Source organism: Pseudomonas phoenicis (assembly GCF_047302395.1).
GTDB lineage: Bacteria > Pseudomonadota > Gammaproteobacteria > Pseudomonadales > Pseudomonadaceae > Aquipseudomonas.
Map to the genome: position 1 here is coordinate 2699010 of NZ_CP154852.1, position 23872 is coordinate 2722881.

At 58.0% G+C, this 23872-nt stretch carries 21 protein-coding genes; 11 read left to right on the forward strand and 10 right to left on the reverse strand.

Features of this window, described 5'->3' with window-relative positions:
* Window positions 1-155 precede the first annotated feature (155 nt).
* Genes zwf through AA0Z93_RS12140 form a run of 3 tightly spaced genes read left to right on the forward strand, consistent with a single transcriptional unit; the run spans window position 156 to window position 3020 of the window.
* Window positions 156-1625 carry a glucose-6-phosphate dehydrogenase gene (zwf, locus tag AA0Z93_RS12130; protein ID WP_413048714.1) on the forward strand — a complete coding sequence of 490 codons (1470 nt, stop codon included), beginning with the start codon at window positions 156-158 and terminating at the stop codon, window positions 1623-1625.
* Window positions 1612-2322, forward strand: a complete 711-nt coding sequence (gene pgl / locus AA0Z93_RS12135) for a 6-phosphogluconolactonase (RefSeq protein ID WP_413048713.1) — start codon at window positions 1612-1614, stop codon at window positions 2320-2322. The genes zwf and pgl overlap by 14 nt, the downstream gene beginning before the upstream one ends.
* A gap of 17 nt (window positions 2323-2339) precedes the next feature.
* Window positions 2340-3020: a bifunctional 4-hydroxy-2-oxoglutarate aldolase/2-dehydro-3-deoxy-phosphogluconate aldolase gene (locus AA0Z93_RS12140; RefSeq protein ID WP_413048712.1), complete on the forward strand. Its 681-nt coding sequence runs from the start codon at window positions 2340-2342 to the stop codon at window positions 3018-3020.
* A 356-nt stretch (window positions 3021-3376) separates the two neighbouring features.
* Here AA0Z93_RS12140 and leuA read toward each other — a convergent pair whose 3' ends face one another.
* The 3 genes from leuA to xseA form a co-directional block, all read right to left on the reverse strand.
* Window positions 3377-5050 carry a 2-isopropylmalate synthase gene (leuA, locus tag AA0Z93_RS12145; RefSeq protein ID WP_413048711.1) on the reverse strand — a complete coding sequence of 558 codons (1674 nt, stop codon included), beginning with the start codon at window positions 5048-5050 and terminating at the stop codon, window positions 3377-3379.
* A 455-nt stretch (window positions 5051-5505) separates the two neighbouring features.
* On the reverse strand, window positions 5506-6333 hold the full coding sequence (locus tag AA0Z93_RS12150; RefSeq protein WP_413048710.1) for a peptidoglycan DD-metalloendopeptidase family protein: 828 nt from the start codon (window positions 6331-6333) through the stop codon (window positions 5506-5508).
* 3 nt (window positions 6334-6336) lie between these two features.
* Window positions 6337-7716, reverse strand: a complete 1380-nt coding sequence (xseA, locus tag AA0Z93_RS12155; protein WP_413048709.1) for an exodeoxyribonuclease VII large subunit — start codon at window positions 7714-7716, stop codon at window positions 6337-6339.
* A 149-nt stretch (window positions 7717-7865) separates the two neighbouring features.
* On the opposite strand from xseA, the gene AA0Z93_RS12160 reads away from it, so the two are divergent.
* From AA0Z93_RS12160 to AA0Z93_RS12180, 5 genes are all read left to right on the forward strand, one after another.
* A complete protein-coding gene (locus AA0Z93_RS12160) occupies window positions 7866-8414 on the forward strand; it encodes a sugar ABC transporter ATPase (protein WP_413048708.1) in 549 nt (182 codons plus the stop codon).
* A 184-nt stretch (window positions 8415-8598) separates the two neighbouring features.
* On the forward strand, window positions 8599-10068 hold the full coding sequence (guaB, locus tag AA0Z93_RS12165; protein WP_413048707.1) for an IMP dehydrogenase: 1470 nt from the start codon (window positions 8599-8601) through the stop codon (window positions 10066-10068).
* A gap of 78 nt (window positions 10069-10146) precedes the next feature.
* On the forward strand, window positions 10147-11724 hold the full coding sequence (gene guaA / locus AA0Z93_RS12170) for a glutamine-hydrolyzing GMP synthase (protein WP_413048706.1): 1578 nt from the start codon (window positions 10147-10149) through the stop codon (window positions 11722-11724).
* A gap of 308 nt (window positions 11725-12032) precedes the next feature.
* The gene (locus tag AA0Z93_RS12175) at window positions 12033-13244 is read left to right on the forward strand and encodes a tyrosine-type recombinase/integrase (protein WP_413049018.1); all 1212 of its coding nucleotides are present in this window, start codon (window positions 12033-12035) and stop codon (window positions 13242-13244) included.
* A gap of 275 nt (window positions 13245-13519) precedes the next feature.
* Complete coding sequence (locus AA0Z93_RS12180) at window positions 13520-14425, forward strand: hypothetical protein (RefSeq protein WP_413048705.1); 906 nt, start codon at window positions 13520-13522, stop codon at window positions 14423-14425.
* 287 nt (window positions 14426-14712) lie between these two features.
* Here the strand turns inward: AA0Z93_RS12180 and AA0Z93_RS12185 are convergent, their stop codons facing one another.
* The 3 genes from AA0Z93_RS12185 to AA0Z93_RS12195 all read right to left on the reverse strand — a co-directional run bounded on the left by AA0Z93_RS12185 (window position 14713) and on the right by AA0Z93_RS12195 (window position 17817).
* Window positions 14713-15435, reverse strand: a complete 723-nt coding sequence (locus AA0Z93_RS12185) for a hypothetical protein (RefSeq protein WP_413048704.1) — start codon at window positions 15433-15435, stop codon at window positions 14713-14715.
* On the reverse strand, window positions 15435-16553 hold the full coding sequence (locus AA0Z93_RS12190) for an AAA family ATPase (protein WP_413048703.1): 1119 nt from the start codon (window positions 16551-16553) through the stop codon (window positions 15435-15437). The genes AA0Z93_RS12185 and AA0Z93_RS12190 overlap by 1 nt, the downstream gene beginning before the upstream one ends.
* A gap of 322 nt (window positions 16554-16875) precedes the next feature.
* Window positions 16876-17817, reverse strand: coding sequence for a LuxR family transcriptional regulator (locus tag AA0Z93_RS12195; RefSeq protein ID WP_413048702.1), 942 nt, complete (start codon window positions 17815-17817; stop codon window positions 16876-16878).
* A 91-nt stretch (window positions 17818-17908) separates the two neighbouring features.
* Here AA0Z93_RS12195 and AA0Z93_RS12200 point away from each other — a divergent pair, with 91 nt between their 5' ends.
* Window positions 17909-18127, forward strand: coding sequence for a helix-turn-helix transcriptional regulator (locus AA0Z93_RS12200; protein WP_200978176.1), 219 nt, complete (start codon window positions 17909-17911; stop codon window positions 18125-18127).
* Between the two features lie 57 nt (window positions 18128-18184).
* Complete coding sequence (locus AA0Z93_RS12205; protein ID WP_413048701.1) at window positions 18185-19549, forward strand: replication protein; 1365 nt, start codon at window positions 18185-18187, stop codon at window positions 19547-19549.
* A gap of 487 nt (window positions 19550-20036) precedes the next feature.
* Here the strand turns inward: AA0Z93_RS12205 and AA0Z93_RS12210 are convergent, their stop codons facing one another.
* From AA0Z93_RS12210 to AA0Z93_RS12225, 4 genes are all read right to left on the reverse strand, one after another.
* Entirely contained in the window at window positions 20037-20357 is a 321-nt protein-coding gene (locus AA0Z93_RS12210; RefSeq protein WP_413048700.1) for a hypothetical protein, read from the reverse strand.
* Entirely contained in the window at window positions 20354-21919 is a 1566-nt protein-coding gene (gene trbL, locus AA0Z93_RS12215) for a P-type conjugative transfer protein TrbL (protein WP_413048699.1), read from the reverse strand. Before trbL ends, AA0Z93_RS12210 begins: the two co-directional genes overlap by 4 nt.
* Window positions 21920-22112: 193 nt before the next feature.
* Entirely contained in the window at window positions 22113-22844 is a 732-nt protein-coding gene (gene trbJ, locus AA0Z93_RS12220; RefSeq protein WP_413048698.1) for a P-type conjugative transfer protein TrbJ, read from the reverse strand.
* The gene (locus tag AA0Z93_RS12225) at window positions 22841-23077 is read right to left on the reverse strand and encodes a TraK family protein (RefSeq protein WP_413398524.1); all 237 of its coding nucleotides are present in this window, start codon (window positions 23075-23077) and stop codon (window positions 22841-22843) included. The genes trbJ and AA0Z93_RS12225 overlap by 4 nt, the downstream gene beginning before the upstream one ends.
* 370 nt (window positions 23078-23447) lie before the next feature.
* Between AA0Z93_RS12225 and AA0Z93_RS12230 the strand changes: the two genes are divergently transcribed.
* Entirely contained in the window at window positions 23448-23837 is a 390-nt protein-coding gene (locus AA0Z93_RS12230; protein WP_413048696.1) for a plasmid mobilization protein, read from the forward strand.
* Window positions 23838-23872 lie beyond the last annotated feature (35 nt).

A 23872-nucleotide genomic window follows, 5' to 3' on the forward strand; every position in this document is an offset into this window, starting at 1 on the left:
GCTTTTTCGCTGGCGTCTATCCTACTGGCGGCCGCCTGAACGCACCACTTGTCTAAGGGGAAACTGCCATATGTTGTTAGATTTACTACATTGAGTGTTGAAAATCAGGTTTGAAACCGGTATTCCTACCCTAACTCTATAAAAGAACCACATTCATGGCGCTAATCAGTGTTGAACCCTGCACCCTTGCGGTGTTTGGAGCCTTGGGCGACCTGGCCCTGCGCAAGCTGTTCCCTGCGTTGTACCAACTCGATCGTGCTCAGCTGCTGCATGCCGATACCCGCTTGCTGGCCCTGGCTCGCGAGGCGGGTAGCGCCGAGGCGCACCTGCACAGCATCGAGACCCACCTGCGCCGCCATGTGCCGGCGGCCGACCTGGAGCCCGAAGCGCTGGCGCGCTTCCTCCAGCGCCTCAGCTACCAACACCTCGATTTTCTGCAAGCCGAGGGCTACACCGCCCTGGCCGAACAAGTACCGGCCGAAGGGCCGTTGATCGCCTATTTCGCCACCGCCGCGGCGGTCTACGGCGCGATCTGCGAGAACCTCGACAAGGCCGGCCTGGCCGAGCGCACCCGGGTGGTGCTGGAAAAACCCATCGGCCACGACCTGGAATCCTCGCGTCGGGTCAATGATGCGGTGGCACGGTTCTTCCCGGAGAACCGCGTGTACCGCATCGACCATTACCTGGGCAAGGAAACGGTGCAGAACCTCATCGCCTTGCGCTTCGCCAACAGCCTGTTCGAAACCCAGTGGAATCAGAACTCCATCTCCCACGTGGAAATCACCGTGGCCGAGAAGGTCGGCATCGAAGGGCGCTGGGGCTACTTCGACAAGGCCGGGCAACTGCGCGACATGATCCAGAACCACTTGTTGCAGCTGCTTTGCCTGATCGCCATGGACCCGCCCAGCGACCTGTCGGCCGACAGCATCCGCGACGAAAAGGTGAAAGTGCTCAAGGCGCTGGCGCCGATCACCGGCGAGAACCTCGCCACCCGCGTGGTGCGCGGCCAGTACATCGCCGGCTACAGCGACGGGCAGCCGGTGCCGGGGTATCTGGAGGAAGACAACTGCAACGCCCACAGCGACACTGAAACCTTCGTCGCCCTGCGCGCCGACATCCGCAACTGGCGCTGGTCGGGCGTGCCGTTCTATCTGCGCACCGGCAAGCGCATGCCGCAGAAGCTGTCGCAGATCGTCATCCACTTCAAGGAAACCCCGCATTACATCTTCGCGCCCGAGCAGCGCCTGGAGATCGGCAACAAGCTCGTCATCCGCCTGCAACCGGACGAAGGCATTTCCCTGCGCGTGATGACCAAAGAGCAGGGCTTGGACAAGGGCATGCACCTGCGCAGCGGCCCGCTGCAACTGAATTTTTCCGAAACCTGGCGCAGCGCGCGGATTCCGGATGCCTACGAACGCCTCCTGCTGGAGGTGATGCGCGGCAACCAGAACCTGTTCGTGCGCAAGGACGAGATCGAGCACGCCTGGTCGTGGTGCGACCAGTTGATCGCCGGCTGGCAACGCAGCGGCGATGCGCCCAAACCCTATGCCGCGGGTTCCTGGGGGCCGATGAGCTCGATCGCATTGATCACCCGAGATGGGAGGGCATGGTATGGCGATATCTGACTTGCAACTGCCGAGCAACGTGAACACGCACACGCTTGCCGATTCGACAGCCTTGGCGCAGAACCTGGCCACTGATGTGGCCGCACGACTGGACCGCGCCATCGAGCGCAATGGCCGCGCCTGCGTGGTGCTTTCCGGGGGGCGTAGCCCGGTGCCGTTTCTCGAGCGACTGGCGCAGCAGCCGTTGGACTGGTCGAAGGTCACCGTCAGCCTGGCCGACGAGCGCTGGGTACCGGTCGAGCACGACGACAGCAACGCCAACTTGCTTGCCAAGCATCTGCTGCAAGGCGCAGCCGCCCAGGCGACGTTCATTGGCCTGTACCAGCCGGCCGCCGACCTCGACAGCGCGGCCGAACTGGCCGATGCCGCTCTGGCCGAGCTGCCGCCGATCGATGTGCTGGTGCTGGGCATGGGTGACGATGGGCACACCGCTTCGCTGTTCCCTGGCAGCCCCAATCTGGCCGAAGGCCTGGCCCGCGAAAGCGCGCGCCGCTGCCTGCCGATGCTGGCGCCGAGCGTGCCGCATCAGCGCCTGAGCCTGACTCGCGCACTGCTGGCCAGCGCCGACTTCACCGCCTTGTCCATTCAAGGCCAGGGCAAGCTCGCCGCCTTGCGCGCCGCGCTGGACAGCGACGAGCAGCGCATGCCCATCCACGCATTTCTTCAAGACCCCTTGGACATCTACTGGTGTCCATGAGCCAAGGATCAGCCGACATGACCACCCTCGAACGCCCTCAACCGCTGCTGAGCATGAGCGAGAAGACCGCGCGCATCGACGCGATCTGCGCCCAGGCGCGCATCCTGCCGGTGATCACCATCGCCCGCGAACAGGACATCCTGCCGCTGGCCGACGCGCTGGCGGCCGGTGGCATCCGCACCCTCGAAGTGACCTTGCGCTCGGCTCACGGCATCAAGGCCATTGAGGTGCTGCGCGAGCAGCGCCCGGAGTTGTGCGTAGGCGCCGGCACAGTGCTTGATCGGCGCATGTTCGAAGCCGTGGCTGCGGCTGGCGCGCAGTTCGTGGTCAGCCCCGGCATCACGCCCGAACTGCTGCAAGCGGGCGTGGAGGGTGACATTGCGCTGCTGCCCGGCATCAGCACAGCCTCGGAAATCATGACTGGCTACGCCCTGGGTTACCGCCGCTTCAAGCTGTTTCCCGCCGAGATCAGCGGGGGTGCCGCTGCCATCAAGGCCTTCGCCGGGCCGTTCGGCGACATCCGTTTCTGCCCCACGGGCGGAGTCAACCAAGGCAACGCACGCAGTTACATGGCGTTGCCCAATGTGATGTGCGTAGGCGGCACTTGGATGCTCGATAGCAGCTGGATCAAGAACGGCGATTGGGCGCGCATCGAGGCGAGTAGCGCCGAGGCGATGGCCTTGTTGGAACACGACTGATTCGACGTTTGCTTTGACGGCTTGTGGGCGCTTGGTCGGCGCCCTTTTTTTGCGCCATGTTCATGGCTTGGCGGCAGACGAAGGCGCCGGTTCGTGTGAATTGTCGGTATCGTTGCGTGCTGCTAGATCCGTGCTTTGGCGCCAGGCGCGGATCGAACGGCCAGCACCCCTTAATGCGGACTATCCGATGGCGACGCAGCGACAGTCGCGATCGGGCCGCCTTGAGCTGCTGCTGGCTCAGCGGTGCGGCAAGCCGGGAATGCACGCTGCATTGTCTATAGCCGCACTTAGGTCTGAATTGAAAAAGCCCGCATCCAGGGATGCGGGCTTTCGGTGGCGGCGCAGCTACATCGCGATCAAGCCGCTTTTACCTGCTGCTGGCTCAACGAACGGTTCAATGCGCTGAACAGCGCCTTGAAGCTGGCCGTGGTGATGTTTTCATCGATGCCCACGCCGTGCACCGGACGCCCACCCGCCACACGCAGCTCGATGTAGGCAGCGGCCTTGGCATTGGTGCCCGCGCCGATGGCGTGCTCGTTGTAGTCCATGATCTCGACCGCCATCGGCAGGCCGGCGACCAGCGCCTCCAGAGCGCCGTTGCCCTTGCCGGACCACTTCAGGGTGGTTTCGCCTTCGCCGGCGACGTCCACTTCCACGGCACTGTGGCCGTTCTCTTCGCGCAGGCGATGGCTGACCAGTGCGTAAGGCGTGTTGGCTTGCAGGTATTCCTTCTGCAGCAAGCTGTAGATTTGCTTGCCGGTCATTTCCAGGCCCAAGCGGTCGGTTTCGCCCTGGACCACCTGGCTGAACTCGATCTGCATGCGGCGCGGCAGGCTGATGCCGTATTCCTGCTCGAGCAGGTAAGTGATGCCGCCTTTGCCCGACTGGCTGTTGACGCGGATCACCGCCTCGTAGCTGCGGCCGATGTCGGCCGGATCGATCGGCAGGTACGGCACTTCCCACAATTCGCCGTCCTGCTGCTTGCTCATGCCTTTGCGGATGGCGTCCTGGTGCGAGCCGGAGAAGGCGGTGTGCACCAAGTCACCCACATACGGATGGCGCGGATGCACCGGCAACTGGTTGCATTCCTCGACCACCTTGCGCACGCCATCGATGTCGGAGAAGTCCAGCTGCGGGTCGATGCCCTGGGTGTAGAGGTTCAGCGCCAGGGTCACCAGGTCGACGTTGCCGGTGCGCTCGCCGTTGCCGAACAGGCACCCTTCGGCGCGGTCGGCGCCGGCCATCAGGCCCAGCTCGGTGGCGGCGATGCCGGTGCCGCGGTCGTTGTGGGTGTGCAGGCTGATGATCACGCTGTCGCGACGGTTGATGTGGCGGCAGAACCACTCGATCTGGTCGGCGTAGACGTTGGGCGTGGCCACCTCGACGGTGGCCGGCAGGTTGAGGATGATCTTGTGCTCGGGCGTCGGGTTCCACACCTCGATCACCGCGTCACAGACTTCCTTGGCGAACTCGAGCTCCGTGGCGCTGAAGGTTTCCGGCGAGTACTGGAACGTCCACTCGGTTTCCGGCTGCTGGGCGGCGTACTTGACGAACAGCTTGGCGGCATCGACGGCGATCTTCTTCACGCCGTCCTTGTCGGTGTTGAAGACGATGCGGCGGAAGGACGGGCAAGTGGCGTTGTACAGGTGGACAATGGCCTTCTTGGCCCCGCGCAACGACTCGAAGGTCCGCGCGATGAGGTCTTCGCGACCTTGGGTAAGCACCTGGATGGTGGTGTCGTCAGGGATGTGGCCGTCTTCGATCAGGCTGCGCACGAAATCGAAATCGGTCTGCGAGGCGGCGGGGAAGGAGGCTTCGATTTCCTTCACGCCCACTTGCACCAGGGTCTTCCAGAACCGCAGCTTCTTCTCGGCGTCCATCGGCTCGATCAGCGATTGGTTACCGTCGCGCAGGTCGGAGCTGCACCAGATCGGCGCCGCAGTGATGGTCTTGGAAGGCCAGGTGCGGTCGGGCAGATCGATGGTCGGGAACGCGCGGTACTTGTGCGACGGGTCTTTGAGCATGGTCATCGAAGCAATCCTTGAGTGTGCGGCCTGATCGGGCCTGCCGGCAGAAAACGAGGTAAACGGGCGAGGCGACGCGATTACCTGGATAGTCGTGCGCTGACCAGGCAAAGGCTGCGGTGTTGGCGAAGCAGAAGGAGGGTATTGGCGGTTTTCATGGCTTGAACCCTAACCAGTGCGATGAAGGTTGGCAAGCGTTGCGAAAAAAATGGAATAAATGCTCTGTAAATGGCTTTATGCGAGATTCAGTAGCTTATTCGATGTTCTTATCTTTGTTTTATTGCGCAACCATTTCTCATTGCGCAACACCCATGTAGGAGCGACTTCAGTCGCGATGGGCCGCAACGCGGCCCCAATCCAGTCACCCCATCACATCGGCTGAACAGAAGCCGCAGCCGTCATTCAGATTCTCCACCCATCGCCCTCGGACTCGAATCTGACGGCCGCTCCTCGCCTCACGCTCAGGGCTGAAACGCCCCAATGAAGATCGCCGGGTCCACCCGCGCGTCGTTCAAGCTGACGTTCCAGTGCATGTGCGGCCCCGTCGCACGGCCCGTCGACCCCACGCGCCCGACCACCTCGCCACGGCGCAGGTCCTGCCCCGGTTTCACGTCGATCTTCGACATGTGGCAGAACATGCTGATGAAGCCCTGGCCGTGGTCGACGAACACCGTGCGGCCATTGAAGAAATAGTCGCCGACCAGGATCACCTTGCCGTTGGCCGGCGTCTTGATCGGTGTGCCGGCCGGCACCGCGAAGTCCAGGCCCGCATGGGGGTTGCGCTCTTCGCCGTTGAAGAAGCGGCGCACGCCGAACTTGCTCGACAGCGGGCCGTTGACCGGTTTGTCGAGCACCAGGTTGCTCGGCAGGTTCGGGCTGAAACTGCGGTAGGCCTTGATCTGCTCGGCCAGCTCGCGGTCGATGCGCTTGAGGTCGGCCGGGTTCGGGTTGACCTGGCGGGTGTTCTTCAAGGTGATGCGTTGCTCCGGGTATGCCTTGCTACCGACGGTGAAGGGCAGGCTGCGGTTGCCCTGGGTCAGCGTCGCGGTGCCGGGCTTTTGCGTCAGCGGCAGGCCGACGATGGCCAACCAGTTGTCCTGTTCCTTGACCACCAGCACCGGCTTGCCGTCGAAACGGGCGCTGGGCGCCTGGGCGCTCGGCCCCAGGTCGACCACGGCGACGCCACCGGGCACGGGTTTGTCGAGGGTGCGGGTGATGTAGCTGGCCTGGGCGAGCGGGGCGAGCAGGGCCAGGCACAGGGCGAGCAGCGGGGCGAGCGAGCGGGGCATGTGTCAGTCCAATAGCGAGAGGGTGACCGGGGTCTGGTGGTTGTCTTCGACGCGCACTTTCAGCTCGCCTTCGTTGAGGCGGGCGGTGAGGCGCTGACCGTTGTGGGTCTGCGCAGCGCTGCGTACCGCGTGGCCATGTTCGTCGAGCAGGATGCTGTAGCCGCGCGCCAGGGTCGCCAGTGGGCTGACCAGCTGCAAGGTCTGCACCTGGGCCTGGAAGCGCTGGCGGCGGTCTTTGAGTACGTCGCGCATGGCTTTGGGCAGACGCTCGGCCAGGCTGTTTAGACGTTGTTCGAGCAGCTTGAGGGCGCGCCCCGGATGCTGCGCGGTCAGGCGCATGTCGAGCCTGCCCAGGCGCTGCTGGCGCTGGTTCATGCCCAACGCGAAGGCGCGGCGCAGGCGCATGTCCAGATCGTCGAGGCGCTGCGCCTGCTGGCGTAGCCGGTCGCCGGGGTGGCGCAGACGACGGCTCTGGCTTTCGACGCGCAGGCGGTCGTGCGCCAGGCGGTTGCGCATGCGCATCAACAGGCGCCGATGCAGGCTCTCGACGCGCTGCTGCAAGCCGCTGCTGTCCGGTGCCAGCAGCTCGGCGGCGGCAGACGGCGTGGGCGCGCGCACGTCGGCGACGAAATCGCTGATCGACACGTCGGTTTCATGGCCCACGGCGCTGACGATGGGCGTCACGCAGGCCGCGACGGCGCGCGCCACGGCCTCTTCGTTGAAGCACCAGAGGTCTTCCAGCGAGCCGCCGCCACGGGCCAGGATCAGCGCGTCGAAGCCTTGCCGGTCGGCCAGTTGCAAGGCGCGGACGATCTGCATGATCGCCTCGCGGCCCTGTACGGGCGTGGGGATCAGATTCAACTCGACCTGCGGCGCGCGCCGGCCGAACACACTGATGATGTCGCGGATCACCGCGCCGGTGGGCGAGGTGACGATGCCGATGCGCTGCGGGTGCGGCGGCAAAGGGCGCTTGCGCTCGGCGCTGAACAGGCCTTCGCCGTCGAGCTTTTCCTTCAAGGCTTCGAAGGCCAGGCGCAAGGCGCCGTCGCCCGCCGCTTCCACGGTGTCGAGGATCAGTTGGTAGTCGCCGCGCCCTTCGAACAACGACACCCGCCCGCGCACACGCACCGCCAAGCCGTCCCGCAGGGCTTGACGCACCCGCGTGGCGTTCTGCCGGAACAGTGCGCAACGTACCTGCGCACCGCTGTCCTTGAGGGTGAAGTACAGGTGCCCGGACGCCGGGCGGGCCAGGTTGGAGATTTCGCCTTCCACCCACACGCTGCGGAAAACGTCTTCCAGCAGCACGCGGGCGCGGCCGTTGAGTTGGCTGACGGTGAGGACTTCGCGATCCAGGCCGAGCCGTTCGAAAGGGTCTTTGATCATGGGGCGACACTATAGAGGAAGCCGGCGCGCCGTGTCGTGGGTCGCGACGATGGCAAAAGCGGCCCGTGGCGGGGGCGGGCAGGGCTGGCTATCTGCACCATGGCGCAGGGGGTAGAATGGCCCGCTTCCTCGCAGTCCGCAGGCCCGCCATGAATTCCCAGCGCATCATCGTCCCGAAAATGTCCAGCGTCATCGCCCACGAGGCCCGTTCCCGGGCGATCCTGCGCTGGCTGGTGCGCGAGCGGGTGGTGGAGGCTGCGCTCAGCACCTGTGGCAGCACCGGCAACCGCATGGGCCATGCCCTGGCCGAGGGCGCGCGCAAGATCGCCCTGCACCCGCAACGCGTGCCGCTGGGCGAACAGGTCAACGGTGTGGAAGTGGTCTTGAAACGCTGCATCTACACACCGACCGATGGTTTTCTCGAAGAAGCCGGTTGCCCGGAATGCCGACGGGAAGTCGGCGAGCCTTTGTTCGACAGCCTGGAAGAGTGGATGCCGGGGCTGACCGACAACTTCACCTGCCCCTTGTGCGGGCACGAAGACGACATCAACGGTTTTCTGTTCCTGCAACCCTGCGCCTTCTCCAACCTCGGCTTCATCTTCAACAACTGGGGCGAGGCGGGGTTCACACCTGCGTTCATCGAGCAAATGGCCGATTGGCTGGATCAGCCGGTCGCGGTGGTGGCCGTGCAGCGCTAAGGGCGGTTGCGCGCCGTGCGTTCAGCGACGGCGGCCTTGGCCCAGGTCCCGAATGCCGAACACGCGTGGCGCATGGGGCACCAAAGCGTGCCGCTCGACGCTTACCCGCAGCTCGGCGTTGAGCTGGCGCCCCAGCAGGCGTATGATGGCGCGCTTCCATTTTTCCCGCCCGGGAGCCCCCGCGATGCTGCGTATCAGCCAAGAAGCCCTGACTTTCGACGATATCCTCCTTGTACCTGGCTACTCCGAGGTACTGCCCAATGAAGTCAGTCTCAAGACCCGTTTGACTCGTGGCATCGAGCTGAACATCCCCCTCGTTTCCGCCGCCATGGACACCGTCACCGAAGCCCGTCTGGCCATCGCCATGGCGCAGGAAGGTGGCATCGGTATCGTGCACAAGAACATGACCATCGAGCAGCAGGCCAGCGAAGTGCGCAAGGTCAAGAAGTTCGAGGCTGGCGTGGTCAAGGACCCGATCACCATCGAGGCCGACGCCACCGTGCGCGACCTCTTCGAACTGACCCGCATGAACAACATCTCCGGCGTTCCGGTGCTGGAGAACGGCGACCTGGTCGGCATCGTCACCTCCCGTGACGTGCGCTTCGAAACCCGTCTGGAAGCCCGCGTACGCGACGTGATGACGCCCAAAGAGCGTCTGGTCACCGTCCGCGAAGGCGCCGACAAGAACGAAGTGCGCGAGCTGCTGCACAAGCACCGCCTGGAAAAAGTCCTGATCGTCGACGACGCCTTCAGCCTCAAGGGCATGATGACCGTCAAGGACATCGAGAAGGCCAAGGCCTACCCGCTGGCCAGCAAGGACGACCAAGGCCGCCTGCGCGTCGGCGCTGCCGTCGGCACCGGCAAGGACACCCCCGACCGCGTCGCCGCACTGGTCGCTGCTGGCGTCGACGTGGTGGTGGTCGATACCGCCCACGGCCACTCCAAGGGCGTGATCGAGCGCGTGCGCTGGGTCAAGCAGACCTACCCGCAGGTCCAGGTGATCGGCGGTAACATCGCCACCGGCGCGGCCGCCAAGGCCCTGGCCGAAGCCGGCGCCGATGCGGTCAAGGTCGGTATCGGCCCAGGCTCGATCTGCACCACCCGTATCGTCGCAGGCGTCGGCGTGCCGCAGATCAGCGCCATCGCCAACGTCGCCGCAGCCCTCGAAGGCACCGGCGTACCGCTGATCGCCGACGGCGGCATCCGCTTCTCCGGCGACCTGTCCAAGGCCATCGTCGCCGGTGCGTCGTGCGTGATGATGGGCTCGATGTTCGCCGGCACCGAAGAGGCGCCAGGCGAAGTCGAACTGTTCCAAGGCCGTTCCTACAAGGCCTACCGCGGCATGGGTTCGCTGGGCGCGATGGCACAGTCGCAGGGTTCTTCGGACCGCTACTTCCAGGACTCCTCGGCCGGTGCCGAGAAGCTGGTGCCGGAAGGCATCGAAGGCCGCGTTCCCTACAAAGGCGCCCTGGCCGCGATCATCCACCAGCTGATGGGCGGCCTGCGTTCCTCGATGGGCTACACCGGCAGCGCCACCATCGACGAGATGCGCACCAAGCCCGAGTTCGTGCGCATCACCGGTGCCGGCATGGCCGAGTCCCACGTGCACGACGTACAGATCACCAAAGAAGCCCCGAACTACCGCGTAGGTTGAGGTTTCACCCTCATCCTCGAGCGGGGCTGTCATGAACAGCCCCGCTTCGTTTCCGATTTCCACTGACGAGATTGAGTCATGGCCCTCGATATCCACGCCCACCGCATCCTGATCCTGGACTTCGGTTCCCAGTACACCCAACTGATCGCCCGCCGCGTGCGCGAGATCGGCGTGTATTGCGAACTGCACCCGTTCGACATGGACGACGAAGCGATCCGCGCCTTCAACCCGCGCGGCATCATTCTCGCCGGCGGCCCCGAGTCGGTGCACGAAGCTAACAGCCCACGTGCGCCGCAAGCCGTGTTCGACCTGGGTGTGCCGCTGCTGGGCATCTGCTACGGCATGCAGACCATGGCCGAGCAGCTGGGCGGCAAGGTCACCGGTTCCGAGCTGCGTGAATTCGGCTACGCCCGCGTCGACGTCGTCGGCAAGAGCCGCCTGCTCGACGGCATCGAAGACCACATCGACGCCGACGGCGTACTGGGCCTGGACGTGTGGATGAGCCACGGCGACAAGGTCACCTCGATGCCTGGCGACTTCCACGTCCTGGCCAGCACCCCGAGCTGTCCGATCGCCGGTATGTTCGACGACGCCCGCGGCTACTACGGCGTGCAGTTCCACCCGGAAGTGACCCACACCAAGCAAGGCGGTCGCATCCTCTCGCGCTTCATCCAGGACATCTGCGGCTGCGAAGCCCTGTGGACCCCGTCCAACATCGTCGAAGACGCCATCGCCCAGGTGCGTGAGCAAGTCGGCTCGGCCAACGTGCTGCTGGGCCTGTCCGGCGGCGTCGACTCCTCGGTGGTCGCCGCGCTCCTGCACCGCGCCATCGGCGACCAGCTGACCTGCGTGTTCGTCGACAACGGTCTGCTGCGCCTGCACGAAGGCGACCAGGTGATGGCCATGTTCAAGGAGAACATGGGCGTCAAGGTCATCCGCGCCGACGCCGAGGCCCAGTTCCTCGACAACCTGGCCGGCGAAGCGGACCCGGAGAAGAAGCGCAAGATCATCGGCCGCACCTTCATCGACATCTTCGACGCCGAAGCCAGCAAACTGGACAACATCCAGTTCCTCGCCCAGGGCACCATCTACCCCGACGTGATCGAATCGGCCGGCGCCAAGAGCGGCAAGGCCCACGTGATCAAGTCGCACCACAACGTGGGCGGCCTGCCGGAAGAGATGAACCTGAAACTGGTCGAGCCGCTGCGCGAACTGTTCAAGGACGAAGTGCGCAAGATCGGCCTGGAACTGGGCCTGCCGTACGACATGGTCTACCGCCACCCGTTCCCGGGCCCGGGCCTGGGCGTGCGCATCCTCGGTGAGGTGAAGAAAGAATACGCCGACATCCTGCGCCGCGCCGACCACATCTTCATCGAAGAGCTGCGCAAGGCCGACTGGTACCACAAGACCAGCCAGGCGTTCGTGGTGTTCCAGCCGGTGAAATCGGTGGGCGTGGTGGGCGATGGCCGGCGTTATGCGTGGGTCGTGGCGTTGCGCGCGGTGGAGACGATCGACTTCATGACGGCGCGTTGGGCGCATTTGCCGTACGAGCTGCTGGAAACGGTGAGCGGGCGCATCATCAACGAGATCGAGGGGATTTCGCGGGTGACGTACGACGTGTCGAGCAAGCCGCCTGCGACGATTGAGTGGGAATGATCCCGCGTCCGGCACTGCCCGGCACGATCTAGCAAAACATACCCTGAAGCCCGCGTAATTGCGGGCTTTCGGCTTTTTGGGTCTGGCAAGTTCAGGCAGCGTTTTGCATCGCCAAGCATGGTTTTTTTATGGCATGGTACGGGGTACCAACTGCATCCGATGCCATGCATGACGCTTGATACCATGTCCCTTGTTTCAGGATGGTCATGGTATCGGGATAGCCAAGAGGCCCGGTTTTACTGGGGTTAAGCCCCATTCTCCCGCGCTTTTCAGAGCATGGTATTTTTTTCATGGAATAAATGGAAGCCATGCTTACTGATACCAAGCTTCGAAACCTCAAGCCGCAAGACAAGCTCTACAAGGTGATTGACCGCGATGGCTTGTACGTGGCGGTCACACCGGCCGGCTCAATCTCCTTCCGCTACAACTACTCCATCAATGGCCGGCAGGAGACCATCACCTTCGGTCGTTATGGCTTGGGCGGGATCACCCTGGCAGAGGCACGTGAGCGGCTAGGGGAGGCGAAGAAGATGATCGCCGCTGGTAAGTCCCCTGCTAAGGAAAAGGCGCGTGCGAAGGCTCGTACCAAGGGCGCAGAGACCTTTGATGATTGGGCTGAAAAATGGCTGCGCGGCTATCAGATGGCGGACTCGACACGAGATATGCGCCGGTCAGTCTATGAGCGCGAATTGAAGCCGAAGTTTGGCAATCAGAAGCTCGCTGAAATCACTCATGAGGATCTGCGGGCGCTGACTGATGCGATAGTGGAGCGGGGGGCGCCTGCAACTGCTGTCCACTCCCGTGAGATCGTGCTACAGGTCTATCGCTGGGCCATTGAGCGTGGCCAGAAGGTTGAAAACCCAGCGGATCTAGTGAGGTCTGCCAGCATCGCCAAATTTGAGCCACGTGATCGGGCGCTGACGCCTGATGAAATTGCGCTGATGTACCAGTACATGGATCGGATCGGAACAGCGACGTCGGTTCGTGCCGCAGCCAAACTCCTGCTGCTGACGATGGTGCGCAAAAGCGAGCTGACCAATGCGACGTGGAGTGAAATCAATTTCAGCGAGGCGCTATGGACGATCCCCAAAGAGCGGATGAAGCGCCGAAACCCTCATTTGGTGTTTCTGTCCCGGCAGGCATTGGATTTCTTCATTGCGTTGAAAACTTTGGCCGGAGGTTCTGATTACATCCTGCCGTCACGCTACGACTCCGATTTGCCAATGAGTGCCGCCACGATCAACCAGGTACTGACACTCACCTATCGCCTTGCCCAAAAGGAGGGGGTGCCGCTAGGTAAATTCGGTCCCCACGACCTACGCCGCACGGCTAGCACGCTGTTGCATGAGGCGGGCTACAACTCCGATTGGATCGAGAAGTGCCTCGCGCACGAGCAGAAAGGCGTGCGCGCCGTTTACAACAAGGCCGAGTACCGTGATCAGCGTCGAGCGATGTTGCAGGATTGGGCAGATATGATTGACGAGTGGACGCTCAAGAAACCTCGGAAAAAAAATGAATAGCTTTCGTGGTCACCCCTCATATAAGCGAATCGCTTGAGGGAAGGTCGTCATGCACTTGGTCGGCAGGTTTCATCGATACTGGACGAACCACATGCATGGTTGAGGGCGGACAGTATTTTACGACTGATCGCTAGCTAGCGGCCAAAAGAATACCATGGACAGGCTTTTTGTGACTTCGTAACGGTGGAGAAAGTTATGCGTTTCCTCTCCTTGCCGTTTGATATTCACAATAAGAGCTTCTACCTCTCTTTTATCCATACTTTAGAGTTCAAGTGATGTACCCGACGACCCAAAACGCTATCTGCTTTGAAAACATAAAGTCTGCGGCTTTGTACTTTGATAGCGTTATACCTGTCGCCTTCCATTCCCTGCATGGGCGCGGCGAAGGGCTTGACGTCATGTTGAGGCTTCCGGAGGAAATACCAGGGGATGCTCTTGTGCATCTCGTATTCGGTGTGACGCCTGTAAGTAACCGTGAAAAATGGACGCTGCTTGGGCGATACATCGATACTTGGACAGCTTTTCAGAAAGCAATTCGTCCCGCTTTGGTGGGGCCCTCGGATGCCAGTTACGCCAATGTGAGGGCAGCCTATCTGCAAGACTCTGTAATAGGTTCCAACTCTAGCGTTCGATCCGAGTTCGTTAAGCTGGCAGAAACGCTTGGAAAGCAATATTCAACGGTTCTAGTGCCTGACAGCACTGAAGCTCATGGGCAAAATGCATATGCTTGTTTAGTGCTGTCAAACATTCCGCTCGTGGATACGGCTCGTATTTCGTGGGAGCAAGTTCTAGAGTTGAGAAAAGATCCAGAAGCACGCGCGGCACTGAGAAACCTTCGACTCTTCTTCTATTCTACTTACAATGGTAAACCCTCCGCATTTATCGCTGACGATCTTGCGCGCCGCCTCGACGAATACAGCTCTACTCGTAAACGAATGGGCTTTGAATCTATAACTGGTAGTATTTCAGCCTTGATCGAAGCCAAGAGTGTGCATAGTGCTGCGGCTATGGGGATCGCCGCTGGGCTCGCCGGCGGGCCCCTTATAGGATTAACCTCCGCAGCCCTTTTAGAGGTAAGCGGAATGGCGCTTGAATTCGCAAAGAGACGATTTGCAATAAAAGAATTCGAGAAGCACCACGACCTGGCTTATCTTATCCAAACGCAAAAAAAGGGCGATTAGTTCTAATGGATCGTTCGCAAATATTTACCGGCCGACTCCAACCTTAGGTTCCTCCGCATGCGAAGGAAGTGCGATGCAAAAACTTACCCCATGAAATGATGTCTCGATGAGTCAGTGCCAAGATTTGCAAGATGGATGGGCTCATCTGTCATTAGGTCCAATATTATGAAATAACAACATTCGGCCAGGAGGGAAAGTCATAAGTTTTGAGAGTTTTTAATCGGCAGACGATGATTCGTGGAGCGATGAGCGATGATTGCGCTTTAATAAATTCTAAAGCCTGCTGTCTATTTCTGAAAAACATCAAGCCCAAAATAATCGGCGAGAAAAATAGGGAAAGCACTTAGTACTGATAATGGATCTCGAAGTGCCCCATTTTTTAGTTGTGCCTCCGCAATAGCTGACTGATTGTTAACAATATTCAGGTTGTTGTTCCCGGAAATTAACAAGTTGGCTTTTCTGACATTAGCCTCTATTAGGAATCGCCATCCTTGTATATCAATTTTCTTCGCGTCTTGGTAGATGTGGTTTCCGCGCTGAGCAGAAAGTTTTTTATAGACTGCGCCCCGGCAGTCAGACAGATGTATAACTCTTTCTAAGTATTCATCAATATCATTAATATCTCGGATCGCCTCAATCATGGGGTAACTTATAAATAGTTTTCCATGCTCCGTTTCATTATTAAAGCGTCGCAGCATGTCAAGTAGAATCCTGCCCGAAAAATTCTGGTCATTTGGCTCGAGGTCAAAGAAAAGATAAATTTGCCCAACTTGATCGCGCCTTAGGTTTTTTAGGTCTTCGTCTTTGCTGGCAATTGGGTTCAGCTCTTTAATTAGTTCGAAAACATCTAGATCTTCATCGGCCGAAATTTGCGTATAGAGTTCGTAGAGATCATTCTGAAAAGTCACCAATAGCCTGCCTTCTTCATCGGAGAAAAAGGCTCGCTCTAGACTTTTAAAATAATTCCTTTCGGCTTTTTCTCCCTCGAAGACAAATACTGTACGCTCCATCAACTGGAAAGTCCCTTATAAATTTTTTCTAGGTTATGAGCCTTACGAAGTTCCTTGTCTGTCAGCGCGGTGAGTGGTGAAATCTTTTTGTCCAACACAAAGTAGCAGTCAGGCCGCAAAAGATCGTTACTCATAACTCCAGTGTTATGAGTGGTCATTATGGTTTGAGCTTGCGACGTAGTTATCTTTTCAACAATTGTTGAAGCTAATGCGTGATGATAAAAAGCATCAAATTCATCGATATATGCAAATTTCACTTCTCCTTTATTTAGGCGGAGCCACCAAAAATAAAATATTCCAAGAGATAGTGTTCCTGTGGAGGCCGCCGTGCCAAATTCGAGTTTTATTTCGCCAAAGTTAAAGTATATAGACTTATTGCCGCTGGCATTTGGGTTGATATCTACGACTAAAGAGCACTCTATACCGGCATCGTTAAGAAATCTCTCGAAATCCTCAATAGAGTTACTTTCAATGATGCTTTGCGATAACTGCTTTACACCAATGTCCTTGCCAACATACTCTCCTTTATTGGTTGCATTTAATGATCTAAAGAAAACCATTCCCTCAATAAATTCAAGCAGTGCTAAGAAAGTTTTATTTATGGCTGTGTCATCCAGTATGGCATTACTTTTCACATATTTAAGTAGAGAAATCCAGGAGTCACCTACATCATTTTTAAGAGTTTCTGCTCCGTTTAGCGCGATACTTGCTAGCGTTGATTTTCGGCGATCAACATAAAGGACGTTAATTTCATTTATAGTCAAGTGCTCGTAGACGAGCTTGTCCCAAGCTTTCTTTCCGTACTTATATACAATCTCAGCATCGCCAATACGGAACTCAAAAATAAATTCTGCAATTTGAGCGCTTGAGCGTCCATTGAGATAGTTGTTGTTCAGTGAGGGGAAGTAGCTAGGAGAATCAACCAAGTGCAAAACCGGGTCCACCATTGCGAGGCCAAGATTTGACTTTCCTCCACCGTTAGGACCATAAATCATTGCATGTCTTACGATGCCTTTGCTAACTGCAATTTCATTAAATTCGTATTGCTGGCTAGTAAGATCAAAACACAGCCAATCTGTAAAGTTTCGGAAGTTTTTCACTGAAAATTTGCGTAGCATCGGGGTAACCCCTTCAGGTTAATATAGTGAGCTTACCAGCTTTGGACGCTGCCGTAAAAAAACTACGGCTTGAGAAATGTATCGATAGATTATGGCTACAGAGGGTGGAGAGAGCCCCGGTTTCGTAGGCAGCCTCCGTCAGTTGACTACCCCCGCTCCGGTAGACATCCCGGTTTATCAGAGAGGCGCCCCAAAAAAGCGGCAGATTTTTACGAGACTGGCCGTTTGCTGTCAGTCGTGAGAGCTGTTTCGCCCCTAGCTATGCGAAAGACTCGTCGAATCCAAGCGTTTGGTCATGTGCATAACGACGAGGTAGGCACATTCATGCTGATGGGAGTCGAAAGGTCTCAGGAATTGAGCGGAGAGCTTTCGATACGGCCTGGCGCTCGATCTGCAGTCTGCGCGCAATTTCTGACTGGTTGAAACCGAGTTTCTGGAGCACAACTACCTGCTTCTTTCGGTCAGAAAACCGTGTGTCGACCATGAGGCGAGCGATATTTCTGAGCTCAGCTTCATCGGCTACCTGTACCGTCAGGCTGAGCATGTACTGGAAGAAATATGAGTCGACAAGCTCGTCACCTGATTTCGCCTGAGGCTTCGCTCGTATAGCGCACTGTCTGCTCAATCTCGCCAGTTCTAGGTCAAACTGCGCTACGGCCCTCTTTGCTTGCCTGTACGCAGGATTCCAGCTGCCATCATGCGTCTTTGGGCGATGCGTTGTGCAGTAAAGGTTGCTCAGGCGTAGGTGTTCGTCGGGGTCGCGCTGACCCTCTCCAGTAGCGAAGGATGCTAGCTCGGCTTGACTGCCACAGAACCTACAAAAGCCTTTCAAGCGCTGGTTGTTTAAGCCGCCTACATCTTCAGATGACGGTTTCTTGCGCTGACATGCCACCACCAATTCGATCAGCGTCTCGAGCGTCGCAATAAAGCAGCGATCTTTCTTCGACTGTTGATCGTGAGTCAATACAAACGCACGTAGCAGTTGCCGCTGCAAGCGGATCATGGCGGGAAATCCCACCAGTTTCATGATCGAACTGAACGCCACGCCTGTGCCGGCTCCGGGAATATGCCCTCGGTAGCGCGCAGGAATTTCTTCGGTGTACGCCGCGACGGCGGGGTCGATGAGTTCCTCTACCAGCCTCGCGATTGGATAACGTTTCGAGGCCGTGGAGTAGGCGCTCCAACGGTTACCGAACTGTTCTATGGCCTCTGAAACGGTGCCGTCACACCCTTCCCAAATGGCTATGGTTGATTGTTTTTTCATGTCAACCATTTTAGCCAATCATTCCGTCGAAGCAATAGGCACCCAAAGGCACGATCAGGCACTCATTCGCAGTGACTGGTAGGGCCTAGCAATGCATACATCAAATAGAAAACTCATCGACAAAAAGACGCTCCTGACGATGATTCCCCTGTGTGAGCGCACGATCTATAACTTTGAAATGAAGGGGAAGTTCCCGCGCCGAATTGCGTTGAGTAGCCGCAAGGTTGTCTGGGATTTAGCTGAGGTTGAACAGTGGATAGATACATGCAAGGAGGCAGGCCCCGCGCGTAGGCCGGGAAGGGCGGTCTAAGCGGTGCGGGGAGCTATCCCGCAGCTTGCGCTGTTCAGTCCTGGGGACGAGGCGCAGATGTATCACGATAGTACTAGGAGCGGTTTTTTCTCACTGCTCGTCGATTCTCGTGGTGGAAAGCGGCAGTCCTCTCACCGCTTGGCTGACATGCCAAAAGTGCTTGGTGTGTTGGACAAAAAAGTTGACACTTGGATTTCGCAGGCTGAGTTCATCCGGCCCAATCGGCGCGTCGTCAATCTGTTGCGGCTGGGCCTTCTGTTCGCTGACCTCGATACCTACCGAGTGCCCGCGTTGGCTAGTCGAAAGCCCGACGAGCTGGTCGCCTCCGTGCTGTTCCTTTGCGCCGACGCGGGGTTGCCCGTGCCCTCGATACTGATCTACAGCGGCCGAGGCATACAAGCTAAATGGCTGCTTGAGGGTACGTTACCTCGGCAAGCCTTACCCCGCTGGAACGCCTGCCAACGTTACCTTGTAGATCGCCTTGCACACGTCGGTGCCGACCCAATGGCCAAGGACGCGAGTCGCGTGCTGCGCACCGTGGAGACGGTCAACAGCAAGAGTGGGGAAGTCTGTCGTGTGGTTCACGTCCAAAGCGGCAATGACGGCCAGCCGGTCCGCTACAACTTCGAGTATCTGGCCGAGACATTGCTGCCGGCGGCCCGCTGGACTATTGAGCAGCAACGGCAAGAACAGGCCGAGAGCCGTACCAAGAAAAAGCCATTCCTTTTGGTGCCGGGAGGCAAAGCCGACAACCTGCGCGGATTCTCAGGCCGACAGCTTGCTTGGGATCGCCTCGAAGATCTGCGCAAGCTGGCCGAGCTGCGCGGCGGCGTCGGAGAAGGCAGCCGGATGCAGCACTTATTCTGGCGGCTCAACTTTCTGCTGCTGTCCGGGGCGACCAACAGCAAGCAGATGTACCACGAGGCCGCAGCGCTGGCCCGCGAACTCGATCCGCAGTGGAACAGCCGTTCAAAGGAGCTGATGACGCTGTTCAGCAAGGCCAAAGCCTACGAGGCTGGGGAGCGTATCAGCTATGCAGGCAAGGACTACCCGCCGCTGTATACGCCCAAAAATGACACGTTGATAAACCTGTTTGGGATATCCACAGATGAGCAGCGGCAGCTCAAAACGATCATTAGCACGTCGGTAGCTTTAGAGCGCGACAGGAAGCGGCACGAGCTCCGTAGGCGCGCTGCGGGTGCAGTGGATAGGAAAAGCTACCTCGACGCAGCTAAGGCTAAGCAGGCACAGGCACAGATCCTTAGGAGCGAGGGTTTGAGCGTGCGTGCTATTGCTAAGCAGATGGGAGTATCTGTGGGAGCTATATCCGGTTACCTCAAGGCGCCTGCTGCTGAGTGTTCAGAGTCCGTGCGTATTACTAATGGCGAAGCCCTGTCCTTTGGCAGCGATCTGTTGCGCTGATTGCCCTGGTTTCGTCCAACCATCCGGTACCGGCTGACAGGTGTAACAAGTCCGTGCGTATTACTAATGACGAAGCTCTATCCTTTGACTGCGTTCTGTTGCGCTGATTGCTCAGGTGATCCTCGACCAATCCGGTGCCGGACCTGCCAAGTGTTCAAAGTCCGTCCGTATTACTAATGGCGAAGCCTATGGTCTTTTGAATGGGGGGCTGTAAACAGCTGCTCAGCTGGAAAGGCCCGTCCTATCTCAGCGCTGCAGGTGGCGCTGGCCGACACATCAGCGTGCTATGGGGAATCCGGCGTGGAGTGTAGAGGCTTACAACATTTTTGATAGGACGTGCTGAGACAGGTCCGTGCGTATTACTAAGATGGTGTCTCGCGATTAGATCGCGATGAGAGGTACACCTGGAGGCATCTCAAGCAGGGCATGGGGGGAAGAGCTAGGTTCAGAAAAATGAAACCCCGCACTCAAGCGGGGTTTTGTGTGATCAGTGATTGTCGGAATCCTTACCTCTTTGGGCTTCCTGAGCAATTCGAATAGCTGCCAAAGCTTGCTGATTCAACACAGCGCTATTTCTGCTGCCCAGCAGTGGTAGACGATTCAGGGCTTGTGCTCCGCAAAACATTCGATAGGAAGCCGACATAGCAAGTGGGCTTAACCGAAGCTGCAAAGCAGTCCAGTGGCGATCCAACGTATCGAGCTGAGGCCCATAGCCTCTTTTGCGTAGCCACTGACCAAGCGCCCACATGCCGATTACGGAGATCGATGCGAACACTGCGAATGCTGCGAACTTCAAAATTGCGATCATGGTTGTTTCTCCAGCTGGTCATTACTTGAGGCCATTCCCGACACGTTTAGAGATGCCAGTTGGCTGGTAGCGGAATTGCTTTCAGAGTCCGGACGTATAAGGTTGGACTCTGCTTCTGAAGCATTCCTGTCTTGGGATAGAGCTGTTGCACTGGTGTCATCAGTAGCTGGTGATGAAGAGCCGGCACCAAGAGAAAAAGAGTGCGCGTTTTCCATGCCCGGCACGGCCATTGAGGCCATCACCCCGAGTGCCTTTGCTCCGCCATTGGCTGCTTGGGAAAGTGCGCTGCTGGTACTGACGACGCTCCCTTGCTGTGTCGCTTGTTGGTCTTTGTCATTGCTGCCCTGGGCGTTTTTTCCAGCCTGCTCGGTGGCCTGCTTAGCGCTGCTCGCCATTTGTTGTGGGGCCGCGCTGCCACCTACTCGAGCACCGGACGCCGCTGCTCCTTTGGCTGCTGCTTGTCCGCCCGTGTTCGCACCGATGCCAGCGGTTGCACCGCAACTGGAGGCGCTCGCCGCAGGCGCACCGGCAAAGCTGGAGTTGATCGAGGTGGCCAGACCGCCGCCAGCCCCACTGGCACCGGCGGCAACGCCAGTCCCGGAAGCACCGAGAGCACCAGCTGCAGGAGCGGCAGCCCCAGCCGTGGCGATAGTGGCTGCAGCAGCTGCCGCCCCGGCAGCACCAGCCACTGCCATTCCACCAATGGCCGAGCCGCCGCCCATTGATGTGCCGCTAATCATGCCGCCGATTAGGTCAGGAATCGTCTTCGTCAGGTAGCAGCACACTAAGGCTAAACCGACCATTGTCATCAATGAGGCTTCGTCGTTGGTGTAGGCAGCTAACCATTCTTTGGCCGACTGTACGATCAGCCCGACGATCAAAGTCAAGACAAACAACTTCGCGCCGATTGCCACGGTGAACCGCATGGGCGCAATCGCGAAATCGCGTGTCCATTGCGAGCCGCCAAAACCGTAGAACAGAACTGACGCGTTGATGATTACGTAGGCCTCTACGAGCGTCACGAACATAAACGCTGCGATAAAGGCGAAGCACGCCAAGACCAGTACCGCGCATACTGCGATCAGAACACCTTTGCCCGGAGAGAACACTGAAATGCCTTTCACCATAGTGCGGCCGAAGTCCAGGGCTACCGCGAGCATATCGCCGGGTTCTAACGCTCGGCCAAGACCGCTCGCCGATGCGGCCGCGTCGCGGAAGCTGTCAACAATGGCTGTCGACCACTCCACGGAGTAGGTCATTACCGCCAGGAAGAAACCGATCACCATGATGAAACGCAGCAGCTCTCCGACTATCTCGCCCAAATCAGCTTGTTTCATGACAAGAGGCATAAACGTCCAGATGAACTGGATGGTGGCGAGCAGCCAAAATAATCTTATGGCGTAGTCGTACAACTTTCCTGACCACTGGTGAGACTGCTGCAACACAAGATCTAGAAGGCCTTGAACCGAGGTGTCGGCATGGGACAGGTCTGTTGCAGCCACCGCATTTCCGGCTAAGAGCATGCTTGCTAGGGCAATAAACAACAGCAGGCGACGTTCCATAATCAGTACCTCTTAACGCCGCCGCGAGAGTTAGGACGTGCCTCAAAAGCAGCATCTGCGTCATGCTGCTTCCCCTGCTGCTCAAACGTCACAGCGCAGTCGGTATCGCTTTGAATGACCACAGTGGTAACTGAGCCCACAATTGCGGCCCCGGCGCAAATGAGGGTCATGAACCATTTCGAGATAACCATCCTCAATACCCCTTCACGCCGCCGCGTTTACTTTCACGCGCTTCAAACTGCTGCTCGGTTGCTTCGCTAGCGGCTTTCCGGTCGCCTTGCTGAGCCATGTAATTGCCCTGCATATTGATTTGCGTGGCCACCAGATCACGCAGTTTTTGCAGTTGCTGCACGTTTTGCGAAGCTATTTCGTTGCCCGCCTGAATGGCCTGCATCCGTCCTGCGGCGTTTTGCGAGCGTGCCACCATGCGGTCGAGTAGGGTGTCTTCCGACTGGAAGGCGCTGGTGTTGAGGTTCGCCGCCTCCATTGCTGTTTTGGCGTTGTCACGGCCTTGTTCCGACCATTCTTTATAACGATCCCGCATCGGAGTTTCTGCCGAGTTTGCCGCTTGTTGATGGTAGGATTCGAAGCCTGGAAACGCAGTATTGAACTGTGCATCCATGTTCTCAATTTGACGGCCCAATGCCTGCGAACGTTGATAGATATTGACCACGCTTTTAAGGTCGGCCGCGATGCTACCAAACATGGAGCTGGGCAAGCCGATGCCCTGGGTGACCATGTTTTGATATTGCTGAATTTGCGTTTGTAACTGCTCGGCTGTGTTCAGCGCTGTGTTAACCTGCTCCGCATATTCAAACATTTGTTGATAAAATGTAGAGCAGTTGGCGCAGTAAATAGCGAATGCGTTTTGCCCGGTTATAAGAAAAAAAATAGCTACTGTTAATGATTTGGCTACTCGCTTCATTTTTGTATCCAGTGTGCGCTTGTCAAAATGAATGATCGTGACTTATTGCAGTAGCGAGAGACGTATCGTGTGAATTGAATATATCCAAAGCTAAACCGGTCTATGTATTCGGTATAAATCATTTTAAGAGTGTACCCATGCAGTATTTTCGTTTCCAGCTCCTCCCTGACAGACAAGAACTCGGCACGTCCAGCTCTTCTCTTGATAGACTTTAAACTATCATTTCGCATCATCCATCCCCCGTCTGGTTCTGTTTTTCTATCACGGATGAAAGCCTAATAAAACACAGAATAGCTGGGTAGCGAAAATTAATGAAACTTAGCGCGATTGTATGCAACTTAAGGCAACTAAACGCAATTCAAGGCAATTAAGCGCAACTTTAAGCGATTTAGTGAAAATTAATGCATGTGGTCGATTCTTCGCCTTAAATTTCCTTTAATCGCATACAACCAGACGGCAAGATGTGTGTTGTACGGGTACGGACTTCGTCCTAGCCCATACAACACCGCCCCTTATTCGCCTTCGGCTCAACGGATCTTGCTCTGCGAGACCACAGCCGCTGCCGCGTCTAAGAGCTGAACCGCAACGACAGGAGCGCAAGCCATGACAGATGGCACCAAAAGAAAGGTCCCGCCCCGGCGACGTGGAAAGCCGATAGAGGTGTGGGTAACAGATGAAGAAAAGGAGGCGATCACAGAGCGAGCCGAGCAAGCGGGCATGTCCCGTTCCGGCTACCTGCGAGCGCTCGGTTTGAACAGTCCAATCCGTTCGGTTGTTGACCTGAAAGCCGTGGCCGATCTGGCCAAGGTCAATGGCGACCTCGGGCGTGTGGCTGGCCTGTTGAAACTTTGGCTCGCAGAGAAACGTGGTCAAGGAGCGAGCCCCGTTGAGGTTGAGCGTATGATGATTGAGTTTCGCGAATTGCAGTCGTGTATTCGAGGAAAAATGAGCGCTATTGTTTATGTAAAAAATGGAGACGGCGCCATCCGCTGATTCTAGGCTGGCCAGTCTGATACTAAGCTTTTAAA